This is a genomic window from Candidatus Pelagibacter sp., assembly GCF_052049835.1.
Lineage (GTDB): Bacteria > Pseudomonadota > Alphaproteobacteria > Pelagibacterales > Pelagibacteraceae > Pelagibacter.
Window position 1 is genome coordinate 272,442 of record NZ_JBNGZF010000002.1, and the last position, 18,759, is coordinate 291,200.

Here is an 18,759-nt window from a genome sequence, read left to right on the forward strand (position 1 = left end):
ATTAGTTAATGGATAATTTTATTGAACAAAATGTTTCATTAGAAAAATGCCCTGCGCTAGTACTCAATGCAGACTATAGACCTTTGAGTTACTACCCTTTGTCCTTATGGTCATGGCAGGATACTGTTAAATCAGTTTTTCTTGATAGAGTTATTATTGTTAGTAATTACGATAGAACTATAAGAAGTCCATCATTTAATATGAAATTACCAAGTGTCATCGCATTAAAGGATTATATCGTTCCTCAAAGCAAGCCGAGTTTTACTAGATTTAATGTGTTTTTAAGAGATAAATTTTCTTGTCAATATTGTGGAAGTAACGAAGAGTTAACTTTTGATCATCTATTACCTAGATCAAAAGGAGGTGAAACTAATTGGGATAATGTTGTAACAGCTTGTTCTGCATGCAATGTGAAAAAGGGTGGAAAACTATTAAAACATTCAGGCATGAAGCTGCATCAGCACCCTTATCGACCATCAACAGAGGATCTACATAAGAATGGTAAAAATTTTCCACCAAATTTTTTACATAAAAGCTGGATGGATTACTTATATTGGGATGTAGAGCTAGAGTCTTAAATTTTCTCAGAAATATTTATTGCAATTTTTGATCCAGTTTTAATAATTTTATCTAATATAGAGTATGGGCCTTCTTTTGTTGCACCCTTTTCGTAAGCAATATCTTTATGACTTAATTCATCTTCTCTAAATTTAATTATTTTTTTTTTAAGTTTTGGTTCACTTTTATCAAGTTGTTTTATTTGGTTTAAATAATGTTCATCTATCACCTCTTCAACAGAAGCAGTGCAAAGCATAGCTGCTTTCTTTCCAAGCAAAGTTGAACCAAACCCCAATCCTACACCTAATAAATCCCATAAGGGTAAAAATTTTGTTGGTTTTATATTTCTTTTTTTAATTTCTTCTTCAAAATAATCAGAATGTTCTTTTTCATGAACTTTCATTTCTTCAATTGTTTTTTTTAAAGCTTCATCTTTAACTAATGTGTTTAGAGCTAGCAACTGTCCTTCATAAATTTTAACAGCACCACGTTCTCCAGCATGATCAACTCTAATGAATTCTTCTATTTTCTTTTTATCTATTATTGTCATAACTTAAATAAGTTTTTGTTGTAAAATATACTATTAGTATTGATATTATAATATTGTAACTTGTAAGCGATAATCCCAAAATTTTAAATGTAACATCTTTGCAGCTTACTTTCTTTTCTTGCAACTGTCTTAATATGTCTTCTTTTGATAGTAAATTGGAGCCATTTTTTAAATCGCAAACCAATGATTCTTCAATAAAACCTTGCTCAATACCTAAATGATATAATGATAAAATAGTAGCTGCTAAAAAAATTAAAATAAGAGAAAGAATGAAATATTTTTCAAGATTAATAAATTTATAATTTAGTACAATAATTATTAATGCTAATAGGTATGGAATTCTTTCCAGTACACATAAGTTGCAAGGTTGATGACCTAAAACATATTCAATAAAAAATGTAGAAGATAAAGCGATAATGCTAATTAAAAAAATTAACTTTAATATAATTGTTTTGTTAATATCAACCATTAAATTTTAAAAATAAATAAATAATAATAAATAGTATAACTATAATAATTCCAATTATGGTGAACCATTTTGATCCATGTTTTTCCATGTAGTCTGTAAATAATTCTCCAAATTTATAAGACAAATAGGCAACTATAAAGAATCTCAGGCTTCTTGAAATTAAGCTAACAATTATAAAAACAGGAAGATTAAAACCAATTAAACCACTTGAAATCGTAAAAGCTTTATAGGGCAATGGAGTAAAGCCCGCTAAAAAAAGAATACTCAGCCATGCGAAGAATCCACTCCCTTGAGACATACTTAATTTTAAGTTTTCAACTTTATCTTGATAACCATAAAATTCGATTACATACATCGCTAAATCAAAAAATAAAAAACCTATCAAATATCCGAATATTCCTCCAAGAACTGAAAATATTGATGCAATTAAAAATATTTTTAAATATTCCTTTTTTTTAGCAATAACCATTGGAACTATCATTGCATCTGGAGGTATAGGAAAAAAAGAACTTTCTATAAAAGATATAAACCCTAAATAAAAATTTGAACTTTTATGTGCAGCTAATTCTAAACATTTTTTATAGAGTGTTTTAAACATTTTTTGGTTTTAATATAAATTTAGTTCTTATACTATTTAAATATAATTTAATTGAATACTTAGGGCGAATGGCGGAACTGGTAGACGCGCACGACTCAAAATCGTGTTTCGCAAGAAGTGAGAGTTCGATTCTCTCTTCGCCCACCAAGTAACTATGAATTTAAATAATTTAAATAATTTGATCGAATTATTTGTTAATCAAGCAAATAAACAAAATAAAAAAGATATTTTTTTAGAATGGCTAAACCCAAGTAATAAAAAAACATACACATGGGAACAAACTGAAAAGAATATTTTACAATTATCAAAAGTTATAAAAGAAAATATAAAAGAAGGAGATAGATGTCTTTTAGTTTCGGAGAATAGACCAGAGTGGTTTGTTTCTGATTTAGCTATTATGGTAGCTGGTGGAATTACAGTTCCAGCGTACACAACTTATACAGAAGATGACTATAAGTATTTGATAGAAGACTGTGAGCCTAGCTTAGTTGTTGTTTCAAATAATGAAATGTTAAAAAAATTAAATAATTCAATTAATGAAAAAGATTTTATAAAAAAAGTCATTACTTTGGATGAAAAAGCCGAGGTAACAAATAGTTTAAATATAACTAACAAAGAAAAATATTTAGATTTTAATTCAATTCTAAATAATAATTTATTAGCAGAAGATAAAATTGAAAATAATAAATTAAAAAGAAATTCTCCTGCATGCATTATTTATACTTCAGGGACAGGAGGTAATCCTAAAGGAGTAATTTTAAGTCATGGTGGAATTTTAAATAATCTCGTAGGAGCATGCGAAATTATGAAACCATTATTTAACTCAAGACCAGTATTTTTAACTTGGCTTCCTCTTTCACACTCCTATGAGCATTGTGTTCAATTTGCGCAGATAGCAGTAGGAGCAAAAGTATTCTATGCAGAGAAAATTGAAAAACTTTTAGAAAATATATCTGAGGCAAAACCAACAATTATGACAGCAGTTCCTAGATTCTACCAAAACCTCTACAACAAAATAAACATGAATTTAAAAAAACAAACAGGCTTTAAAGCAAAATTAATTGAAGCAACTCTTCGTTTGGGAAGAAAAAAACTATTAAATCAAAAAATGACATTTTCTGAAAAATTACTCAATTTTATAGTTGATAAATTAGTTAGAAAAAAAATAAAAAAACAGTTCGGTGGAAATTTGAGAGCTTTCGTTTCAGGTGGTGGGGCTCTAGATAAAGAAATAGGAGAATTTTTGAATTCTGTGGGGCTGCCTACTCTTCAGGGTTATGGTTTAACAGAAACATCACCAGTAGTAAGTTGTAATCCAATACACAAAATTAAAGTGGAGACTGTAGGACCTCCATTTAAAGGAAACGAAGTTAAAATTGCTGAAGATGGAGAAATTTTAGTTAAAGGCGAAAATGTAATGCTAGGATATTGGAACAAAAAAGAAGAAACTGAAAAAGTAATTATAAATGGATGGCTTCATACAGGTGATATTGGAGAGATAGATCCAAATGATGGTTATTTAAAAATTACTGATAGAAAAAAAGATATCATAGTAAGTGCTGGCGGAGATAACATTTCACCTGCTAAAATTGAAAATATGATTACGAATGAACCAGAGATAGATCAATGTATGGTTTATGGTGATAAAAAAAATTACTTAGTAGCTTTAATTGTTCCTAATAAAGATTTTTTAAATGAAAAAGAAAAAATAAATAAAGTAATTGAAAAAATAAATAAAAAATTAACTTTATTAGAAAAGATTAAAAAAATTCAATTAATAGATGAAAATTTTTCTATTGAAAATGGTTTAATGACACCAACAATGAAAGTAAAAAGAAAAAAAGTTATAGAAAAATATAAAAATCAGCTAGAAAATCTTTATTAAAATATTTAATTTAAGTTGTTTATTAACCGCATAAACATTAACTAAATTAATAAAAAAAAGTTTTATAAAAATAAAAAGTTAAAAAAAATTTTTATAAAATTTAACTTTTAATTAAAGAATTGACATAACTTATAGAAAAAAATAAAAATATGGTAACAGCGAATCAATTTGATTCGTTTAACTAAAAAAGGGAGCTAAAGATGCCTAAGAAAAGAAAAAAAGCGGCAAAGAAAACTAAGAAAAAAGCTAAGAAAAAAGCTAAGAAAAAAGCAAAAAAAAGAAGAAGAAAATAGTAACTTAGTATTCTTTACAAAAAACGCTTCTCATTACAGTAGTGTGTGAGAGGCGTTTTTTTTTACTCGTCAATTGGTTCGTCGTTATCAGAAATTGGCTCGTCTACAGGTAGTTCACTAGTTGGAGTTTTCGCAGGTGTTGCTGGTTGAGGCTGCCCACCTAAATTTCTTTTTAGTGCTTTATCCAATTTTTTTTGAGTGTCTTCTAACGATACATTCAAAACAATCTGAAATTCAGACAGAATTCTTTCATAAGCTTTTTCAAATAGTTGTCTTTCACTATAAGACTGATCAACCATAAGATCATCACCTTTATTTAAATCTCTGACTACCTCAGCTAATTCATATATCTTTCCAGAAGATATTTTAGCTTCATATTCTTGTGCTCTTCGACTCCACATTGATCTTTTAATTTTTGGTTTACTTTTTAATATTGAAATACATTTATTAACCTGATTGATAGTTGCTAAAGGCCTCAAGTGAGATTGCTTGTTTACAGGTACCATTCCATTGGCTTTGTCTTTTTCAAATTTAATAACATATGTTTCAACATCAATTCCACCAATGTTTATCTTTTTAAATTCAGTAATTTGCCCTACGCCATGCTTTGGATAAACAACATGATCTTTAATTTTGTATTCCCTTTTTTCAGTTTCTTGTTTTTTAACTTTTTTTATTTCAGGCTTAATTTCATTTGTTTTTGAAATTCTTAAATTGTCTACTTTTGACTCAGCTGTTGATTCTGCAATTTTAACGGCTTTTTTTGATTTAGTTAGTTTAGGTGAAACTTTTTTAGGGCCTTTTTTGATTTTCTTTGAGATTATTTTTTTAGTTTTTTTAGTTTTTTTAACTTTAGTTTTTACAACCTTCTTTTTAGAAACTTTTTTTTTCACTTTTTTGTCTGTTTTGCCTTTAAAGATTTTCTTTAAAATATTTTTCGTACTTATTTTGCTCATTTTTAAATTTCTCGTGATCCGCTGGTGGATCTTTTTTTTCACTTATGTTTGGCCAGATTTCAGAATATTTTTTATTAATCTCTAACCATTTTTCACTTCCAGGTTCGGTATCTGCTTTTATGGCATCGACAGGACATTCTGGCTCGCAAACGCCACAATCTATACACTCATCAGGTTTAATTACAAGCATATTTTTACCTTCGTAAAAGCAATCAACTGGGCAGACATCAACACAGTCGGTTAGCTTGCACTTAATACAATTGTCATTAACAATATATGTCATTTTAAATTTTGTTTAATTTTTTCTTTAATATCCCCCATAGTTTTATTGTCAATGTAAAGTAAACCCGCAAGTCGTCTCATTAAATTAGTTTCATATATATCAGCATCTTTATTTGAATAGATTATGGACCACAAAGCCTCAATAATTTTAATTTTATCCTGCTCGGGCAACCCCTTTACTTCTCGAGTAAAATCTAAAATTTGATTTGAACTTTCTTCAATTATTTTTGCTTCTTTGATTGTTTTAGAAATATTTTCATTTTCTACACCTAGCTCATTAAGTGTTTTTTTAATAATTTCTTCCTCTCTATCTGTATAGTTCTCATCTATTTTTGCAGCATGAATCAATAAAGCACAAACCTTTGTTAGAAAATTATAATTTTTAATTTCTTCTTTTTTAAAAAACATTTTAACTTAAATTTAAATTCTTTAATATTTTAAATGGATTCTCATTTGAGATCTTCTTTGTGCTAATTTTTTTAAATTTCTTAGTAGGACTATATTTAAAAAATGTTTCATTTTCTTTTTCAAATATTTTATAATTCATTTTTTGAAGTAATTTTTTAAAACTATCTTTACTACATCCTAAAAGATTTAACATTTCTGGAACTAATTTAATTTCAGAATTTTCTTTTGAACTAGAATTTATTATTAATACAAATAATCTTTCCAAAATATCAATTCTTACAAAAAAATTATCAAATTTTTCAAATCCACACAGAAGCATAAAGTTTTTATTTTTTATTTCTTTATCGTCTAAAAAATTCAAACCAAAGGTAGGTGGTTTTAAATTATGAAATTTTTGATAAAAATTTTTCCATAATAATGTTCGCAAAGATACGGCCTCTGGTTTAATTAATTGATAAAGGAAAACATGATATCTCCCAAACTTTACTCCTAAGTCTCTAAGAATTTTTCTTTCATTTTGTTCTAAGTTTTTTAAATATTCAGAAACTTGATCTCTTTTTAATACCCCATTATTTTCATAGAGTTGATATGCCAGTGCTTTAATTGATGAATTATTTTCTTTTATATTTTTTAAATCAATTAAACTTTTAAGAACATTATTTATTTTCGCATGTATCCATTTGTTAATATAATTGTTTAATTTTTGTTTAGTGTTTTGTTCAATAATATCATCAACGATTAATTCAAAATTAGGATTTAGATAATCACTACCTGTTGTTAATTTGGCAATTGGGAAATCATTCCAGTAAATTTTAAAATTTTCTTTCAGACTGATTAATCCTGTATCAATTATAGATTGCACACGTGTTTCTAATTCTGGACCAATAGTTTGTCTTGCAGCTTTTTTTAAAGATTTAATATCAGTTTCTAAAGCACCTTTTTTTAAATCCAGTTCTAATTTTAGTCCTTTAATTTTTCCAATAAATTGACCGTCAATTTTAACATCATTGTTTTGTAAAATTTCAGTTTTAAATTCCATATCTTGTTTTAAACCTCTAGCGAGCACACTTGCTCTTTTGTCAATAAAAGTTTTAGTAAGTTCTTCATGTAATCTCTCTGAAAGTCTGTCTTCTAAGTGTTTAGTTTTTTCAATCCAATAACTTTGATTTTCTACCCAATTATTTTTATTCGAAACATATGACCAAGTTCTGACATTTGCAATTCTATTTGATAAAGAATCTACATTTCCATCTAATTTATCAAGTTTCATGAGCTGTAATCTCATATAATCTTCAGAAATTAGTCCTTTTTTGCTAGTTAAAAATTTAAATACATTTCCAATGACTTCAAAATGATTTCCATAAGTTTTTTTAACAAAATCAGGTATTTGGCAACATTCCCACAAGAGCATTAAAATTTTCTTATCAAATTCTCTATTTAAAATTTTTTGATCTTTTAAAAAATATTTAAGTGCTTTTTCATCCTCACATTCATGAATTTTTCTTAGCCATTCCACCTGAGGTTTTTCCTCTAAACTTTTAATTAAACTAATTGGGTTATTAAAATTAAGATTTGAATTTCTCCAAAACAAAGTTCTTATTTCTTCAAATTTATGATTTTCTAATAATTCTACCTCTTCGGGAGATATTTCTTTACAATCACCAGTAATACCGAAACTTCCATCGTTAAGGTATCGACCAGCTCTACCGGCTATTTGACCTATTTCAGATAAATTTAATCTTCTTAATTTTTTTCCATCAAATTTCTTTACATTTGAAAAATAAACAAAATCTAAATCCATGTTTATTCCCATCCCAATTGCATCTGTTGCAACTAGGAAATCAACATCACCAGATTGGTATAATTCAACTTGAGCATTTCTTGTTTTTGGACTTAGTGATCCCATTACAATAGCGGCACCACCCTTTTGTCTTCTTATTAACTCAGCAATGGCGTAAACCTCCTCTGCTGAAAACGCAATAATTGCTGTTTTTCTGTCAATTCTTGATATTTTTTTATGACCAGCGTAAGTAAGTTTAGATAGTCTTTCTCTATTTATAAATTCAATATCTCCATCTAATTTTGAAATAATATTTTTAATGGTACTTGAGCCCATTAGCATTGTAAGTTTTTCCCCCCTCATATTTAAAAGTCTATCAGTAAAAATATGACCTCTTTCATGATCAGAGCACATTTGAATTTCGTCTACGCCAACAAACTCAAGATGTTTGTCAATTGGCATAGACTCCACTGTGCATAAAAAATATTTTGCATTAGATGGGATTATTTTTTCTTCTCCAGTTATAAGTGCAACTTTATCTAAACTTTTTTTCTTGATTACTTTGTCATATACTTCTCTTGCAAGTAATCTAAGTGGAAATCCAATCATGCCACTCTCAAAAGAAAGCATGGTTTCGATAGCAAGATGGGTTTTGCCTGTATTTGTAGGACCCAGAACAGCTGTAATTTTATTTTTAGTCATTGCTATCTTTTGTGCTTCTTTTTTTTTACCTACCAGATATTGTTACTGTTAAAGAACAAAAATAGACTAAAACATGACCGAATCGGAGGGTAAAAAGTTCTCATTTTCTTTAAAATATTGACGAGATTATCATAAATAAGATTAATTCTATAACAGTAATTTAATTTAATAAAATGAGTAAAAAACTTTGGCAACCTTCTCTAATTGTAAAAAAAAATTCAAATTTATTTGGTTTTGAAAATTACATTTCAAAAAAATTAAAAATAAAATTTAATAAAAATTATAAAAAATTATTAAATTGGAGTATTAAAAATTCACCTGAGTTTTGGAGTAGATTTTGGGATTTTAGCAAAATAAAGGGAATTAAAAGTAATAAAAATTTTAGAAAATCAAAGACTTTTTATAAAAATTTATTTTTACCAGGTAGCAGACTAAATTTTGGTGAAAATTTATTATCTAAAAATAACAATGAAAAAGCAGTAACCTTTATTAGTGAAAATGGATTTAGAGAAGAAAGATCATGGAGACAATTAAATTTAAATACTAATAAAATTTCAAAGTTTTTAAAAAAAATAAATATTAAAAAAGGAGATAGAGTAGCTGCATATATGCCAAATACTATTGAAACTGTTGAAGCATTCATTGCCACAACTTCTTTGGGAGGTATTTGGTCTTCTTGTAGTCCTGATTTTGGATCCAAAGGTGTTATAGAAAGATTTTCTCAAATTAATCCAAAAGTTTTATTCATTACTGATCAGTATTTTTATAATGGAAAAAAAATAGATATTTTAAATAGACTCCCAGAGATTTTAAAATTAATCCCATCAATTAAAAGTGTTGTAATTAGTAACTATCCTGGAAAAAAGTTTATTAAAAATAAATATAAATTTAAAAAAATTAATTTATTTAAATGGAATGAATTAATGCAAACTAATGCTGAAAAAATTGATTTCATAAGATTTGATTTTGAAACAGAGTTAGCAATACTATATTCAAGTGGAACTACTGGAAAACCGAAATGCATTTGTCATCGATCTGGTGGTGTTTTAATCCAGCATATGAAGGAACATCAATTACACTGTAATATTAAAGAAAATGACAACGTTTTTTATTTTACCACATGTGGATGGATGATGTGGAATTGGTTAGTTAGTTCATTAGCCTCGAAGGCATCTATTGTTCTTTTTGATGGATCTCCAATGTTTAAATCACCCGATTTGCTTTTGAAAATAGCACAAAGAGAAAAAATAACTTTATTTGGAATAAGTGCGAAGTATGTAGATGCTTTAAGAAAATTTAAACCAAAATTAAAATATAAATTTAAACTAAATAAATTAAGAACAATTTGTTCAACTGGCTCACCTCTTTCAAAAGAAAGTTTTAAATATGTTTATAAGCATATTAAAAAAAATGTGCATTTGTCATCTATTTCTGGTGGTACCGATATTGTTTCGTGCTTCGTATTAGGAAATTTATATCAGCCAGTGAATATAGGAGAAATACAAAACAGTGGTTTGGCTTTAGATGTAGATGTTTTAAGTGATAAAGGGAAGTCTTTAAAAAATAGTAAAGGAGAACTCGTCTGTAAAAATCCTTTTCCATCAATGCCTTTAAAGTTTTGGAATGATAAAAATGATATTAAATTTAAGAGTGCTTATTTTAATAGATTTAAAAATATATGGCACCATGGAGATTACGCAGAGATAAAAAATAGTGGTGGATATATAATTCATGGAAGATCAGATACCACCTTAAATCCAGGAGGTGTTCGACTTGGAACAGCAGAAATATATTCAGAGGTTGAGAAGTTTAGAGAAATAAAAGAATCTATTGTTGTAGGACAATCTTGGGATAATGATGTTAGAATAGTTTTATTTATTGTTATGAGCAAAAATAATTTATTAACAGCAGAATTAATTAAGAAAATAAAATTACAAATAAAAAAAAATACATCTCCTAGACATGTTCCAAGTAAAATTATTGTTGTAAAAGATATTCCTCGAACAAAAAGTGGTAAAATAGTTGAACTAGCAGTTAAAAGTAAGATAGAGGGAAGTCAAATTAAAAACATTGAAGCTTTAGCAAATCCCGAAGTCCTTGAACAATATAGTAATATAAAAGAACTCAGTATATAAATAAAAAAAATTAACCACCAGGTCCTAAATTAGATGGTTTAATTTTTATAATTTTCCATACACCTGATGCAGAAGTAATAATTTTATTATTACATTTTAATTCGCAAAATAAAAAGACAAGAGTATTTGTTTTTTTTAAAATTCTTGTATGACCAATAATTTCATCTCCAACTTCTGAAGCACCAATAAATTTTATATCTAAAGAAATGGTTACACATGGAGCATTTCCAGCTGCTCTGTGTGCAGCTGTCCCTGCCCCTGCATCTATTAAAGCAGATAAATAACCTCCATGAGTTATTCCTGCAGCATTTAAGTGATTTTCATTAATTATAGACTTAAATTCGTATTCATTTTCTGAAATAGACCTAAATAAAACACCCCCATTGTGTTTCATAAATCCTGGTTTAATACTTATTTGCTCAAATTTATTGCTCATAGTTTTTTATAATACAAAAGTTAAGATTAATAAAATAATTAAAATAATTATAAAAAAATAAATTACTGATTTTTGTAAAGATGCTTTTAAAAGCCGATCAAACATTTCCATTTCCTTTTTGGTGGACCGCCCAGAATTCGAATCTGGAATCTCCCGGTTCGTAGCCGAGCGCCTTATCCAATTTGGCCAGCGGTCCTTTATAATAATATATTCCATATATCAAAGTTTTTGATGTAATTTAACTTATAAAATATTATGTTACTTAGTTTATGAGCAAAAATTCTAACGATGTTGTTATTACTTCTGCACTAAGAACTCCAATTGGAAGATACAAAGGGTCGTTAAAAAATCTTAGCGCATCAAAATTAGGATCAATAGCGATTAAAGAGGTAATTTATAAATCAAAATTAGATTTAGAGGAGATTGATGAAGTAATTATGGGGCACGTTTTAACTTCTGGACTTGGCCAAAACCCTGCTAGACAAGCTTCAATCGGTGCTGGAGTACCAGTTTCTAAACCTGCACATATTGTTAATCAGGTTTGTGGATCTGGATTAAGATCTGTTGTTTCAGGATATCAATCAATAAGTTTAGGGGAAAATAAAATAGTCATTGCAGGTGGTCAAGAAAATATGTCTCGAGCAACTCATGCAATTTATTATAGAGAAGATAAAAAATTTTCTGAAAACAAATTAGTAGACACAATGATAAAAGATGGTCTGCTTGATTCATTTAATGATTATCATATGGGCGTAACAGCTGAGAATGTTGCCGAAAAATATAAAATTTCTAGAGATGAACAAGATAATTTTTCTTTAAATTCTCAGAAAAAAACAGAAAAAGCTTATATTGAAAATAAATTTAAAGATGAGTTGATTAAGTTACAAATTGAAGATGGTGACAAAAAATTTGTTTTTGAAAAAGATGAACATCCAAGAGAAAATTTAAGCATAGATGATCTAAAAAAATTAAAAACAGTATTTAAAGAAAATGGGACTGTAACACCTGGAAATTCCTCAGGTATAAATGATGGTGCTGCGGCCTTAGTTTTAATGTCTAGAGAGCAAGCAGAAAAAAAATCATTAGAGTCATTGGTTAAAATTGTATCTTGGGCAACTTGTGGGGTTGATCCCTCATTAATGGGACTAGGACCCATACCTTCAATTCAAGAAGCATTATCTAAAGCAAATTGGAAAATAGATGAAGTGGATTTATTTGAAATTAATGAGGCTTTTGCAGCACAAAGTGTTGCGGTAATTAAAGAATTAAAAATCCCTGAACAAAAAGTTAATGTTAATGGAGGAGCAATCGCTCTAGGTCATCCGATTGGAGCTTCTGGGGCAAGAATTTTGGTTACACTTATCCATGAAATGATCAAGCAAGATAAAAAAAAAGGTTGTGCGGCACTCTGTATTGGTGGAGGTATGGGGATAGCTATGTGTATTGAGAGAAGCTAAAAAGCGTAAAATTCATTTATTTTTTTATTTTTTGTACAATAAAAACACAAGATTAACGAAAAAACCTTATTAATGTGTTAAAATAAAATCCAATAATGTTTTTTTGGGTATATAAAACATTTTAAAAAATGAGAGAAAAATTGCTTGTTCCTGACATTGGTGACTTTGAAAATGTTGAGGTTATAGAGATACTTGTAAAACCTGGTGATCAAATTAAAGAAAATGATCCAATAGTTACAATTGAAAGTGACAAATCAAGTGTTGAAATCCCTTCTACAATTGCTGGAAAAGTAGATAGTTTAGCAGTTAAAGTTGGTGATAAAGTTTCTAAAGGTGATTTATTGCTTAATCTTACATCATCATCAAAAACATCATCAGAAAGCACTCTTCCAAAAGATACAGAAAATATAATTAAACAAGCTGAAGAAGCAATGGCTGAAAAAAAAGAGGAAGAAAAAATTATATCTGAACCAATAATTGAGAAAAAACAATCTACAATACAAGTAGTTAATGGGACTGATATTGATCCGCTTGAAACTCAAGATTGGTTGGAGTCTTTATCAGCAGTTATTTCAAAAGATGGAAATCAAAGAGCTCATTTTTTGATTAAAGAACTAATTAACAAAGCTTATCGAGAAGGAGCGAATATTCCTTATACTCAAAATACACCTTACATTAATACAATACCCCCAGAGGCTGAAGTAAAGTCTAGTGGTGATCAAAATATTGAAAGAAGAATTAGATCGTTAATTAGATGGAATGCAGCAGCAATGGTAGTTCGAGCAAATAAAAAACACCCTGAACTTGGTGGACACATTGGTACATTTGCATCTGCTGCAACATTATACGATGTTGGCATGAACCATTTTTGGAGAGCAAAAAATAATAAATTTGGTGGAGATTTAATTTATTTCCAAGGGCATAGTGCTCCAGGAATGTATGCAAGAGCCTTCTTAGAAGGTAGATTAAATGAGAAACAATTAGATAGTTTTAGACAAGAGGTAGAGCCTGGAGGTCTATCGTCATATCCACACCCATGGTTAATGCCAAAATTTTGGCAGTTCCCCACAGTATCGATGGGGTTAGGCCCCATGCTTGCTATATATCAAGCCAGATACATGAAATATTTAATCAATAGAGGTTTGATTAAAGATGAAGGAAGAAAAGTGTGGGCCTTTTTAGGTGATGGAGAAATGGATGAGCCAGAGTCGATGGGAGCAATTGGGCTGGCTGCAAGAGAGAATTTAGATAATTTAATTTTTGTAGTTAATTGCAATCTTCAAAGATTGGACGGTCCAGTTAGAGGTAATGGAAAAATTATTCAAGAACTTGAAGGAAGTTTTAGAGGATCTGGCTGGAATGTAATAAAGGTAATTTGGGGATCGTATTGGGACTCATTGCTTGCTAATGATAAAACTGGTCAATTAGTAAAAATTATGAATGAAACCGTAGATGGTGAGTATCAAGCAATGAAAGCAAGAGATGGTGCTTATGTAAGAGAAAAGTTTTTTGGAAAATCCCCTGAAACATTAGAATTAGTTTCAAGCATGTCTGATAAAGATATATGGCGACTCAATAGAGGTGGACATGATCCTCATAAAGTTTTTGCAGCATATGATAAGGCAACTAAAAATAAAGGAAGCCCAACAGTAATTATTGCTAAAACTATTAAAGGTTATGGAATGGGAAAATCCGGTGAAAGTGTAAATACTACTCATCAAACTAAAAAATTAGATGTTGATGACTTGATGTATTATAGAGATCGATTTGATGTTCCTTTAACAGATGAACAGGTAAGAAATATTGAATATTTTAAGCCTGATGAAAAATCACCCGAAATAAAATATCTTAAAGAAAGAAGAATTAAATTAGGTGGATTTTTACCTGAGCGATCTACTTTTGCAAAACCAATAAAAGCACCCTCAAAAGATATTTTCGATTTCATGAAAGTATCAACTGGTGAAAAAGAAATGTCTACTACTATGGCACTTGTGAGAATGCTAACTAATTTATTAAGAGATAAAAATATATCTCCTAGACTGGTTCCTATTATTCCTGACGAAGCAAGAACGTTTGGCATGGAAGGATTTTTTCAAAAAATAGGGATTTATGCTCATGAAGGACAAAAATATGAACCTGAGGATGCAGCTCAATTAAGTTCTTATAGAGAAGACAAAAGTGGTCAAGTTTTAGAGGAAGGTATCAATGAAGCGGGTGCTATGTCTTCATGGATTGCTGCTGCCACTGCATATACTAATCATGATATTGAAATGATTCCAATTTATATTTTTTATTCAATGTTTGGTTTCCAAAGAATAGGAGATCTAGCTTGGGCAGCCGGGGATAGTCAGGCTAGAGGATTTTTGGTAGGTGCAACAGCTGGAAGAACAACATTAGCTGGAGAAGGCTTACAACACCAGGATGGTCATAGTCATTTAATCGCATCAACTATTCCAAATTGTGTAACTTATGATCCTACATTTCATTATGAATTAGCGGTAATTTTTCGAGAAGGTCTAAGAAGAATGCATGAAAAAAATGAGAATGTTTTTTATTATATTACAACAATGAATGAAAATTACTCACACCCAGAAATGCCAAAAGATAAAAATTGTGAGGAAGGCATTTTAAAAGGCATGTATAAAATAAAAGAATTTAACAAATACAAAAAAACTAAAATCCAACTTTTAGGATCAGGAACAATCTTAAGAGAAATGATGTCTGCTGCTGAGATTTTACAAAATGATCATCAAATTGACAGTGAGATATGGAGTGTAACAAGTTTTAATGAATTAAGAAAAGATGGAATGGAGGTAGAAAGATTTAATCTTTTGAATCCTGATAAAGAACCTAAAAAATCTTATGTTGAGCAATGCCTGGGCCAAACAGAGGGCCCAATTATGGCTGCATCTGATTATATGAGAATGAATTCAGATCAAATCAGACCTTATACTAATAAAAGCTTTTATTCATTAGGAGCAGATGGTTTTGGAAGAAGTGATACAAGAAAAAATTTAAGAAAATTTTTTGAGGTAGATAAAGAACATTTGGTTGCTTATGGTTTAAGTATTTTAGCAAAAGAACAGCTTATAACTTCTAAATATGCAAAAGATGCAATGAAGAAGTATAATATTGATACTAACAAACCAATGCCAACAAAATTATAATGTCAGAAACTGAGATTAAAGTACCTAATATTGGAGATTTTAAAGATGTTGAGGTTATTGAGGTATTAGTTACAGAAGGTCAATCAATAAAAAAAAATGATGCTCTAATAACAATCGAAAGTGATAAATCTAGTGTAGAAATACCATCAAATTTAGAAGGTAAAATTAAAAATTTAAAAATAAAAGTAGGAGACAAAGTTTCTGAGGGCGACTTAATTTTAACTATAGAAAGTGATTTAAAAGTTAAAAAGCAAGAGGTTAAAGAAAAACCAGAAATCGAAAAAGAGTCAAAAAATATTGAGGTAATAAAACCTGAAATCCAAGAAAAAACATTTTCTAAAAATAATTTTTCAGAAATTTCATCTGCAAGTCCAAAAGCTAGAAAATTTGCTAGAGAACTTGGTGTAGATATTAATCAAGTAGCGGGAAGTCAGAAAGATGGCAGAGTTGTTGAAGATGATATTAAAAAATTTGTTTCATCTAATTCAAAAAACAACGTTGTAGTAAAAGATAGTAAACCAGATAAAATTAAAAACGAATTTGAACATTCCGATTTTGGTGAAATAGAAATTAAAGACATACCAAGAGTAAAAAAATTATCATCAAAATATCTTACAAATTCATGGACAACAATTCCTCATGTTACAAATCACGATGAAGCCGACATAACAGAGATGGAAAGTTTTAGAAGTTCCTTAACCGATATGTATACTGGAGAAAAAATTAAAATTACGCCTCTAGCATTTATAATAAAGGCTTTAGTTGCATCTCTAAAGAAATTTCCTAGCTTTAATTCATCTATTGACGAAATTGAGACTGGAAAAATGACTTTAAAAAAATATTACCATATTGGGATAGCAGTTGATACGCCAAATGGATTGATGGTTCCAAAAATAAGAAATGCAAATAACAAAAAAATTTCTCTGATAAGCAAAGAGTTAAAAGAGGTAAGTGAACTTTGTAGAAATTTAAAAATTGATAAAAAAGAATTGTTTGGTGGCTCGATGACAATTACGAGTTTAGGTGGTATAGGAGGTTCTTTTTTTACACCTATAATTAATTATCCCGAAGTTGCTATATTAGGAGTAGGAAGATCAGAAAAAAAACAAATTTTTATGAATGGTAAGTTTCAAACCAGGACTATGCTCCCAATTTCTTTATCTTATGATCATAGAATTATTGATGGTGCAGAAGCAGCTAGGTTTAATAATGATCTAAAAGAAAACTTAGGCAAAAATTTTGCTTATAAACTAGCTGTCTAATTAAAAATGAGTAAATCCATATCATTATTTAGTGCCTTATTGTGCACTTTTATTTGGGGAACAACTTTTATTGCCCAAGACACAGGCATGGATAATATTGGCCCTTTTACATTTAATGCTGTGAGGTTTTTTGTTGGTTTTTTAGCCATAACCCCACTTTTAATTTTGTTTGAATTAAAAAATTTTAAATCAGAATTTAAATTAGATAAAAAAACTTTCATAATTTATTCATTGTTAATTGGAATTTCTTTATTTTTAGGCTCTGCACTTCAACAAGTTGCTTTGCTTTATACAGATGTAGCAAATGCTGCTTTTTTTACAATTTTTTATGTGCCAATGGTACCGATTATCATTTTTTTGTTTGGTAAAAAATCAATGCATTGGAGTGTATGGCCTTCTGTAATTCTATGTTTAATTGGAGGATATTTATTAACAAATTTTCATGATGCAACAGTAAGATTAGGAGATACTTTAGTTGTTCTAGGAGCTTTATTTTGGAGTACTCATATTATTTTTACTGGGATCATTATAACTAAATATAATCTTCCACTTACCTTAGGAGCTGCCCAGACTTTAATTGTGGCTATTTTTTCATTTATAATTGGAATTATTTATGAAGAATTTATTTTAAGTAATATTTTAATGGAAATTTATTCAATTTTATATGCAGGTATATTATCTGGCGGATTTGCATTTGTTCTACAAATTTATGCACAAAGAAATATTACACCTGCACCAGCAGCTATTATATTTTCACTTGAAGGTGTATTTGCGACTATAGCTGCTTGGTTTATTTTAAATCAAATTCTAGATGTTAATAATTTACTTGGATGCTTTTTTATTCTATGCGGAGTTCTCTTATCTCAATTACTCCCTTTAATTAAGAAGAAATATACTTAATAAACTAAACTAAATAAAATCAAAGCAATTATTATTCTATAAATTACAAACGCATTCATTGAAAATTTATTTATATAAATTAAAAAGAATTTAACTGTTAGAAAAGAAAAAATAAAAGAAGATATAATTGCAATAACAACTAAGTAATTAAACTGAATTGATTGTTCAAAAACATCTTTTAAACTTAAGACACTAGCCCCAGCTAATGCTGGGATCGAAAGTAAAAAAGATATCTTACTTGAATCTACTCTATTAAATTTTAAAATTCTCGCAGCTGTTATAGTAATTCCTGCTCTACTCACTCCAGGTACAAGAGAGAAAATTTGGAAAACACCTATAAATATTATTGACTGAAAATTTAAATTTGAAGAAATTTTTTTATCAAATCGATTTTTGTCTGAGATGTATAAAATAACTGCGAATATTAAAGTAGTCCAAGCAATGACTTCTAAATTTCTTAACTGATAAATTAAATTTGTACTATAAAGTATGTATCCAACAATTATTAATGGAATAGATCCTAATACAATTAAATTTAAAATTCTTTTATTTTTTCTGATATCAAACAATTCATCTTTAAAAAAATAAATTATAGCTATTAGTGAACCTAGATGGAGGCTGATATCAATAAGCAAAGAACTAGATTTAAATTCATATAAAGTAGAAACCAAAATTAAATGAGCAGAAGAACTAATAGGAAGAAATTCAGATATTCCTTGAATTGCGGAGAGAATTAAAACTTCTATAATATTTTGAAACATTGTTTCTTCGTAACTTATAAAGTATTTATTTAAAACAATTCGATTTAAGCATAATAGCTATGCAATAATTAAAAACGTGTTAATTAGCGGTAATAATTTAAAAATTAAGGTCAATATATATGACCTATTTTATGCTTTATATACATAAATCAGGGTATAT

Annotated in this window: 16 protein-coding genes and 2 tRNA genes; 8 read left to right on the forward strand and 10 right to left on the reverse strand. The window is 28.6% G+C overall.

The annotated features are described in order from the left end of the window. Positions 1–8: 8 nt before the first annotated feature. On the forward strand, positions 9–578 hold the full coding sequence (locus tag ACTT9R_RS02980; RefSeq protein WP_440926581.1) for an HNH endonuclease: 570 nt from the start codon (positions 9–11) through the stop codon (positions 576–578). Here ACTT9R_RS02980 and ACTT9R_RS02985 read toward each other — a convergent pair. The 3 genes from ACTT9R_RS02985 to ACTT9R_RS02995 are packed head-to-tail and all read right to left on the reverse strand — an operon-like array spanning position 575 to position 2,175. Then, the gene (locus ACTT9R_RS02985) at positions 575–1,108 is read right to left on the reverse strand and encodes a demethoxyubiquinone hydroxylase family protein (protein ID WP_440926582.1); all 534 of its coding nucleotides are present in this window, start codon (positions 1,106–1,108) and stop codon (positions 575–577) included. The two genes, ACTT9R_RS02980 and ACTT9R_RS02985, sit on opposite strands and share 4 nt — an antisense overlap. Beyond that, positions 1,092–1,577 carry a disulfide bond formation protein B gene (locus ACTT9R_RS02990; RefSeq protein WP_440926583.1) on the reverse strand — a complete coding sequence of 162 codons (486 nt, stop codon included), beginning with the start codon at positions 1,575–1,577 and terminating at the stop codon, positions 1,092–1,094. The genes ACTT9R_RS02985 and ACTT9R_RS02990 overlap by 17 nt, the downstream gene beginning before the upstream one ends. Beyond that, positions 1,570–2,175 (reverse strand): YqaA family protein, encoded by a 606-nt coding sequence (locus ACTT9R_RS02995; RefSeq protein WP_440926584.1) that lies wholly within the window; start codon positions 2,173–2,175, stop codon positions 1,570–1,572. The genes ACTT9R_RS02990 and ACTT9R_RS02995 overlap by 8 nt, the downstream gene beginning before the upstream one ends. A gap of 62 nt (positions 2,176–2,237) precedes the next feature. On the opposite strand from ACTT9R_RS02995, the gene ACTT9R_RS03000 reads away from it, so the two are divergent. Both ACTT9R_RS03000 and ACTT9R_RS03005 read left to right on the forward strand, forming a co-directional pair. Continuing rightward, positions 2,238–2,322 (forward strand) — tRNA-Leu (locus tag ACTT9R_RS03000). A gap of 7 nt (positions 2,323–2,329) precedes the next feature. Then, positions 2,330–4,060, forward strand: a complete 1,731-nt coding sequence (locus ACTT9R_RS03005) for an AMP-dependent synthetase/ligase (protein WP_440926585.1) — start codon at positions 2,330–2,332, stop codon at positions 4,058–4,060. Between the two features lie 355 nt (positions 4,061–4,415). On the opposite strand, the gene ACTT9R_RS03010 is transcribed toward ACTT9R_RS03005, so the two are convergent. The 4 genes from ACTT9R_RS03010 to ACTT9R_RS03025 are packed head-to-tail and all read right to left on the reverse strand — an operon-like array spanning position 4,416 to position 8,481. Continuing rightward, positions 4,416–5,309 (reverse strand): CarD family transcriptional regulator, encoded by an 894-nt coding sequence (locus ACTT9R_RS03010; RefSeq protein WP_440926586.1) that lies wholly within the window; start codon positions 5,307–5,309, stop codon positions 4,416–4,418. Next, positions 5,266–5,592: a ferredoxin FdxA gene (gene fdxA, locus ACTT9R_RS03015; protein ID WP_075484280.1), complete on the reverse strand. Its 327-nt coding sequence runs from the start codon at positions 5,590–5,592 to the stop codon at positions 5,266–5,268. Before fdxA ends, ACTT9R_RS03010 begins: the two co-directional genes overlap by 44 nt. After that, positions 5,589–5,999, reverse strand: coding sequence for a TerB family tellurite resistance protein (locus ACTT9R_RS03020; RefSeq protein ID WP_440926587.1), 411 nt, complete (start codon positions 5,997–5,999; stop codon positions 5,589–5,591). Before ACTT9R_RS03020 ends, fdxA begins: the two co-directional genes overlap by 4 nt. A gap of 1 nt (position 6,000) precedes the next feature. Further along, complete coding sequence (locus ACTT9R_RS03025; protein WP_440926588.1) at positions 6,001–8,481, reverse strand: helicase-related protein; 2,481 nt, start codon at positions 8,479–8,481, stop codon at positions 6,001–6,003. Positions 8,482–8,654: 173 nt separating this feature from the next. Here ACTT9R_RS03025 and ACTT9R_RS03030 point away from each other — a divergent pair, with 173 nt between their 5' ends. Continuing rightward, a complete protein-coding gene (locus tag ACTT9R_RS03030; protein ID WP_440926589.1) occupies positions 8,655–10,616 on the forward strand; it encodes an acetoacetate--CoA ligase in 1,962 nt (653 codons plus the stop codon). Positions 10,617–10,626: 10 nt separating this feature from the next. On the opposite strand, the gene ACTT9R_RS03035 is transcribed toward ACTT9R_RS03030, so the two are convergent. Both ACTT9R_RS03035 and ACTT9R_RS03040 read right to left on the reverse strand, forming a co-directional pair. Continuing rightward, positions 10,627–11,052: a PaaI family thioesterase gene (locus ACTT9R_RS03035; protein WP_440926590.1), complete on the reverse strand. Its 426-nt coding sequence runs from the start codon at positions 11,050–11,052 to the stop codon at positions 10,627–10,629. 119 nt (positions 11,053–11,171) lie between these two features. Further along, positions 11,172–11,248: transfer RNA gene (locus ACTT9R_RS03040), tRNA-Arg, on the reverse strand. A gap of 73 nt (positions 11,249–11,321) precedes the next feature. Here ACTT9R_RS03040 and ACTT9R_RS03045 point away from each other — a divergent pair. The 4 genes from ACTT9R_RS03045 (at position 11,322) to ACTT9R_RS03060 (ending at position 17,838) form a co-directional block, all read left to right on the forward strand. Beyond that, on the forward strand, positions 11,322–12,509 hold the full coding sequence (locus ACTT9R_RS03045; protein ID WP_440926591.1) for an acetyl-CoA C-acetyltransferase: 1,188 nt from the start codon (positions 11,322–11,324) through the stop codon (positions 12,507–12,509). A 128-nt stretch (positions 12,510–12,637) separates the two neighbouring features. Next, positions 12,638–15,676 (forward strand): pyruvate dehydrogenase (acetyl-transferring), homodimeric type, encoded by a 3,039-nt coding sequence (gene aceE / locus ACTT9R_RS03050; RefSeq protein WP_440926592.1) that lies wholly within the window; start codon positions 12,638–12,640, stop codon positions 15,674–15,676. Then, the gene (locus tag ACTT9R_RS03055) at positions 15,676–16,938 is read left to right on the forward strand and encodes a 2-oxo acid dehydrogenase subunit E2 (RefSeq protein ID WP_440926593.1); all 1,263 of its coding nucleotides are present in this window, start codon (positions 15,676–15,678) and stop codon (positions 16,936–16,938) included. The genes aceE and ACTT9R_RS03055 overlap by 1 nt, the downstream gene beginning before the upstream one ends. Positions 16,939–16,944: 6 nt before the next feature. Continuing rightward, on the forward strand, positions 16,945–17,838 hold the full coding sequence (locus ACTT9R_RS03060; RefSeq protein WP_072091094.1) for a DMT family transporter: 894 nt from the start codon (positions 16,945–16,947) through the stop codon (positions 17,836–17,838). Here ACTT9R_RS03060 and ACTT9R_RS03065 read toward each other — a convergent pair. Beyond that, positions 17,835–18,599 carry an undecaprenyl-diphosphate phosphatase gene (locus ACTT9R_RS03065; RefSeq protein WP_145596417.1) on the reverse strand — a complete coding sequence of 255 codons (765 nt, stop codon included), beginning with the start codon at positions 18,597–18,599 and terminating at the stop codon, positions 17,835–17,837. The genes ACTT9R_RS03060 and ACTT9R_RS03065 overlap by 4 nt on opposite strands. Positions 18,600–18,759 lie beyond the last annotated feature (160 nt).

Bases quoted from the DNA above. Each gene is read 5' to 3' on its own strand.
- ACTT9R_RS02980 (WP_440926581.1), top strand. From the start codon at position 9: ATGGATAATTTTATTGAACAAAATGTTTCATTAGAAAAATGCCCTGCG.
- ACTT9R_RS02985 (WP_440926582.1), bottom strand. From the start codon at position 1,108: ATGACAATAATAGATAAAAAGAAAATAGAAGAATTCATTAGAGTTGAT.
- ACTT9R_RS02990 (WP_440926583.1), bottom strand. From the start codon at position 1,577: ATGGTTGATATTAACAAAACAATTATATTAAAGTTAATTTTTTTAATT.
- ACTT9R_RS02995 (WP_440926584.1), bottom strand. From the start codon at position 2,175: ATGTTTAAAACACTCTATAAAAAATGTTTAGAATTAGCTGCACATAAA.
- ACTT9R_RS03005 (WP_440926585.1), top strand. From the start codon at position 2,330: ATGAATTTAAATAATTTAAATAATTTGATCGAATTATTTGTTAATCAA.
- ACTT9R_RS03010 (WP_440926586.1), bottom strand. From the start codon at position 5,309: ATGAGCAAAATAAGTACGAAAAATATTTTAAAGAAAATCTTTAAAGGC.
- fdxA (WP_075484280.1), bottom strand. From the start codon at position 5,592: ATGACATATATTGTTAATGACAATTGTATTAAGTGCAAGCTAACCGAC.
- ACTT9R_RS03020 (WP_440926587.1), bottom strand. From the start codon at position 5,999: ATGTTTTTTAAAAAAGAAGAAATTAAAAATTATAATTTTCTAACAAAG.
- ACTT9R_RS03025 (WP_440926588.1), bottom strand. From the start codon at position 8,481: ATGACTAAAAATAAAATTACAGCTGTTCTGGGTCCTACAAATACAGGC.
- ACTT9R_RS03030 (WP_440926589.1), top strand. From the start codon at position 8,655: ATGAGTAAAAAACTTTGGCAACCTTCTCTAATTGTAAAAAAAAATTCA.
- ACTT9R_RS03035 (WP_440926590.1), bottom strand. From the start codon at position 11,052: ATGAGCAATAAATTTGAGCAAATAAGTATTAAACCAGGATTTATGAAA.
- ACTT9R_RS03045 (WP_440926591.1), top strand. From the start codon at position 11,322: ATGAGCAAAAATTCTAACGATGTTGTTATTACTTCTGCACTAAGAACT.
- aceE (WP_440926592.1), top strand. From the start codon at position 12,638: ATGAGAGAAAAATTGCTTGTTCCTGACATTGGTGACTTTGAAAATGTT.
- ACTT9R_RS03055 (WP_440926593.1), top strand. From the start codon at position 15,676: ATGTCAGAAACTGAGATTAAAGTACCTAATATTGGAGATTTTAAAGAT.
- ACTT9R_RS03060 (WP_072091094.1), top strand. From the start codon at position 16,945: ATGAGTAAATCCATATCATTATTTAGTGCCTTATTGTGCACTTTTATT.
- ACTT9R_RS03065 (WP_145596417.1), bottom strand. From the start codon at position 18,599: ATGTTTCAAAATATTATAGAAGTTTTAATTCTCTCCGCAATTCAAGGA.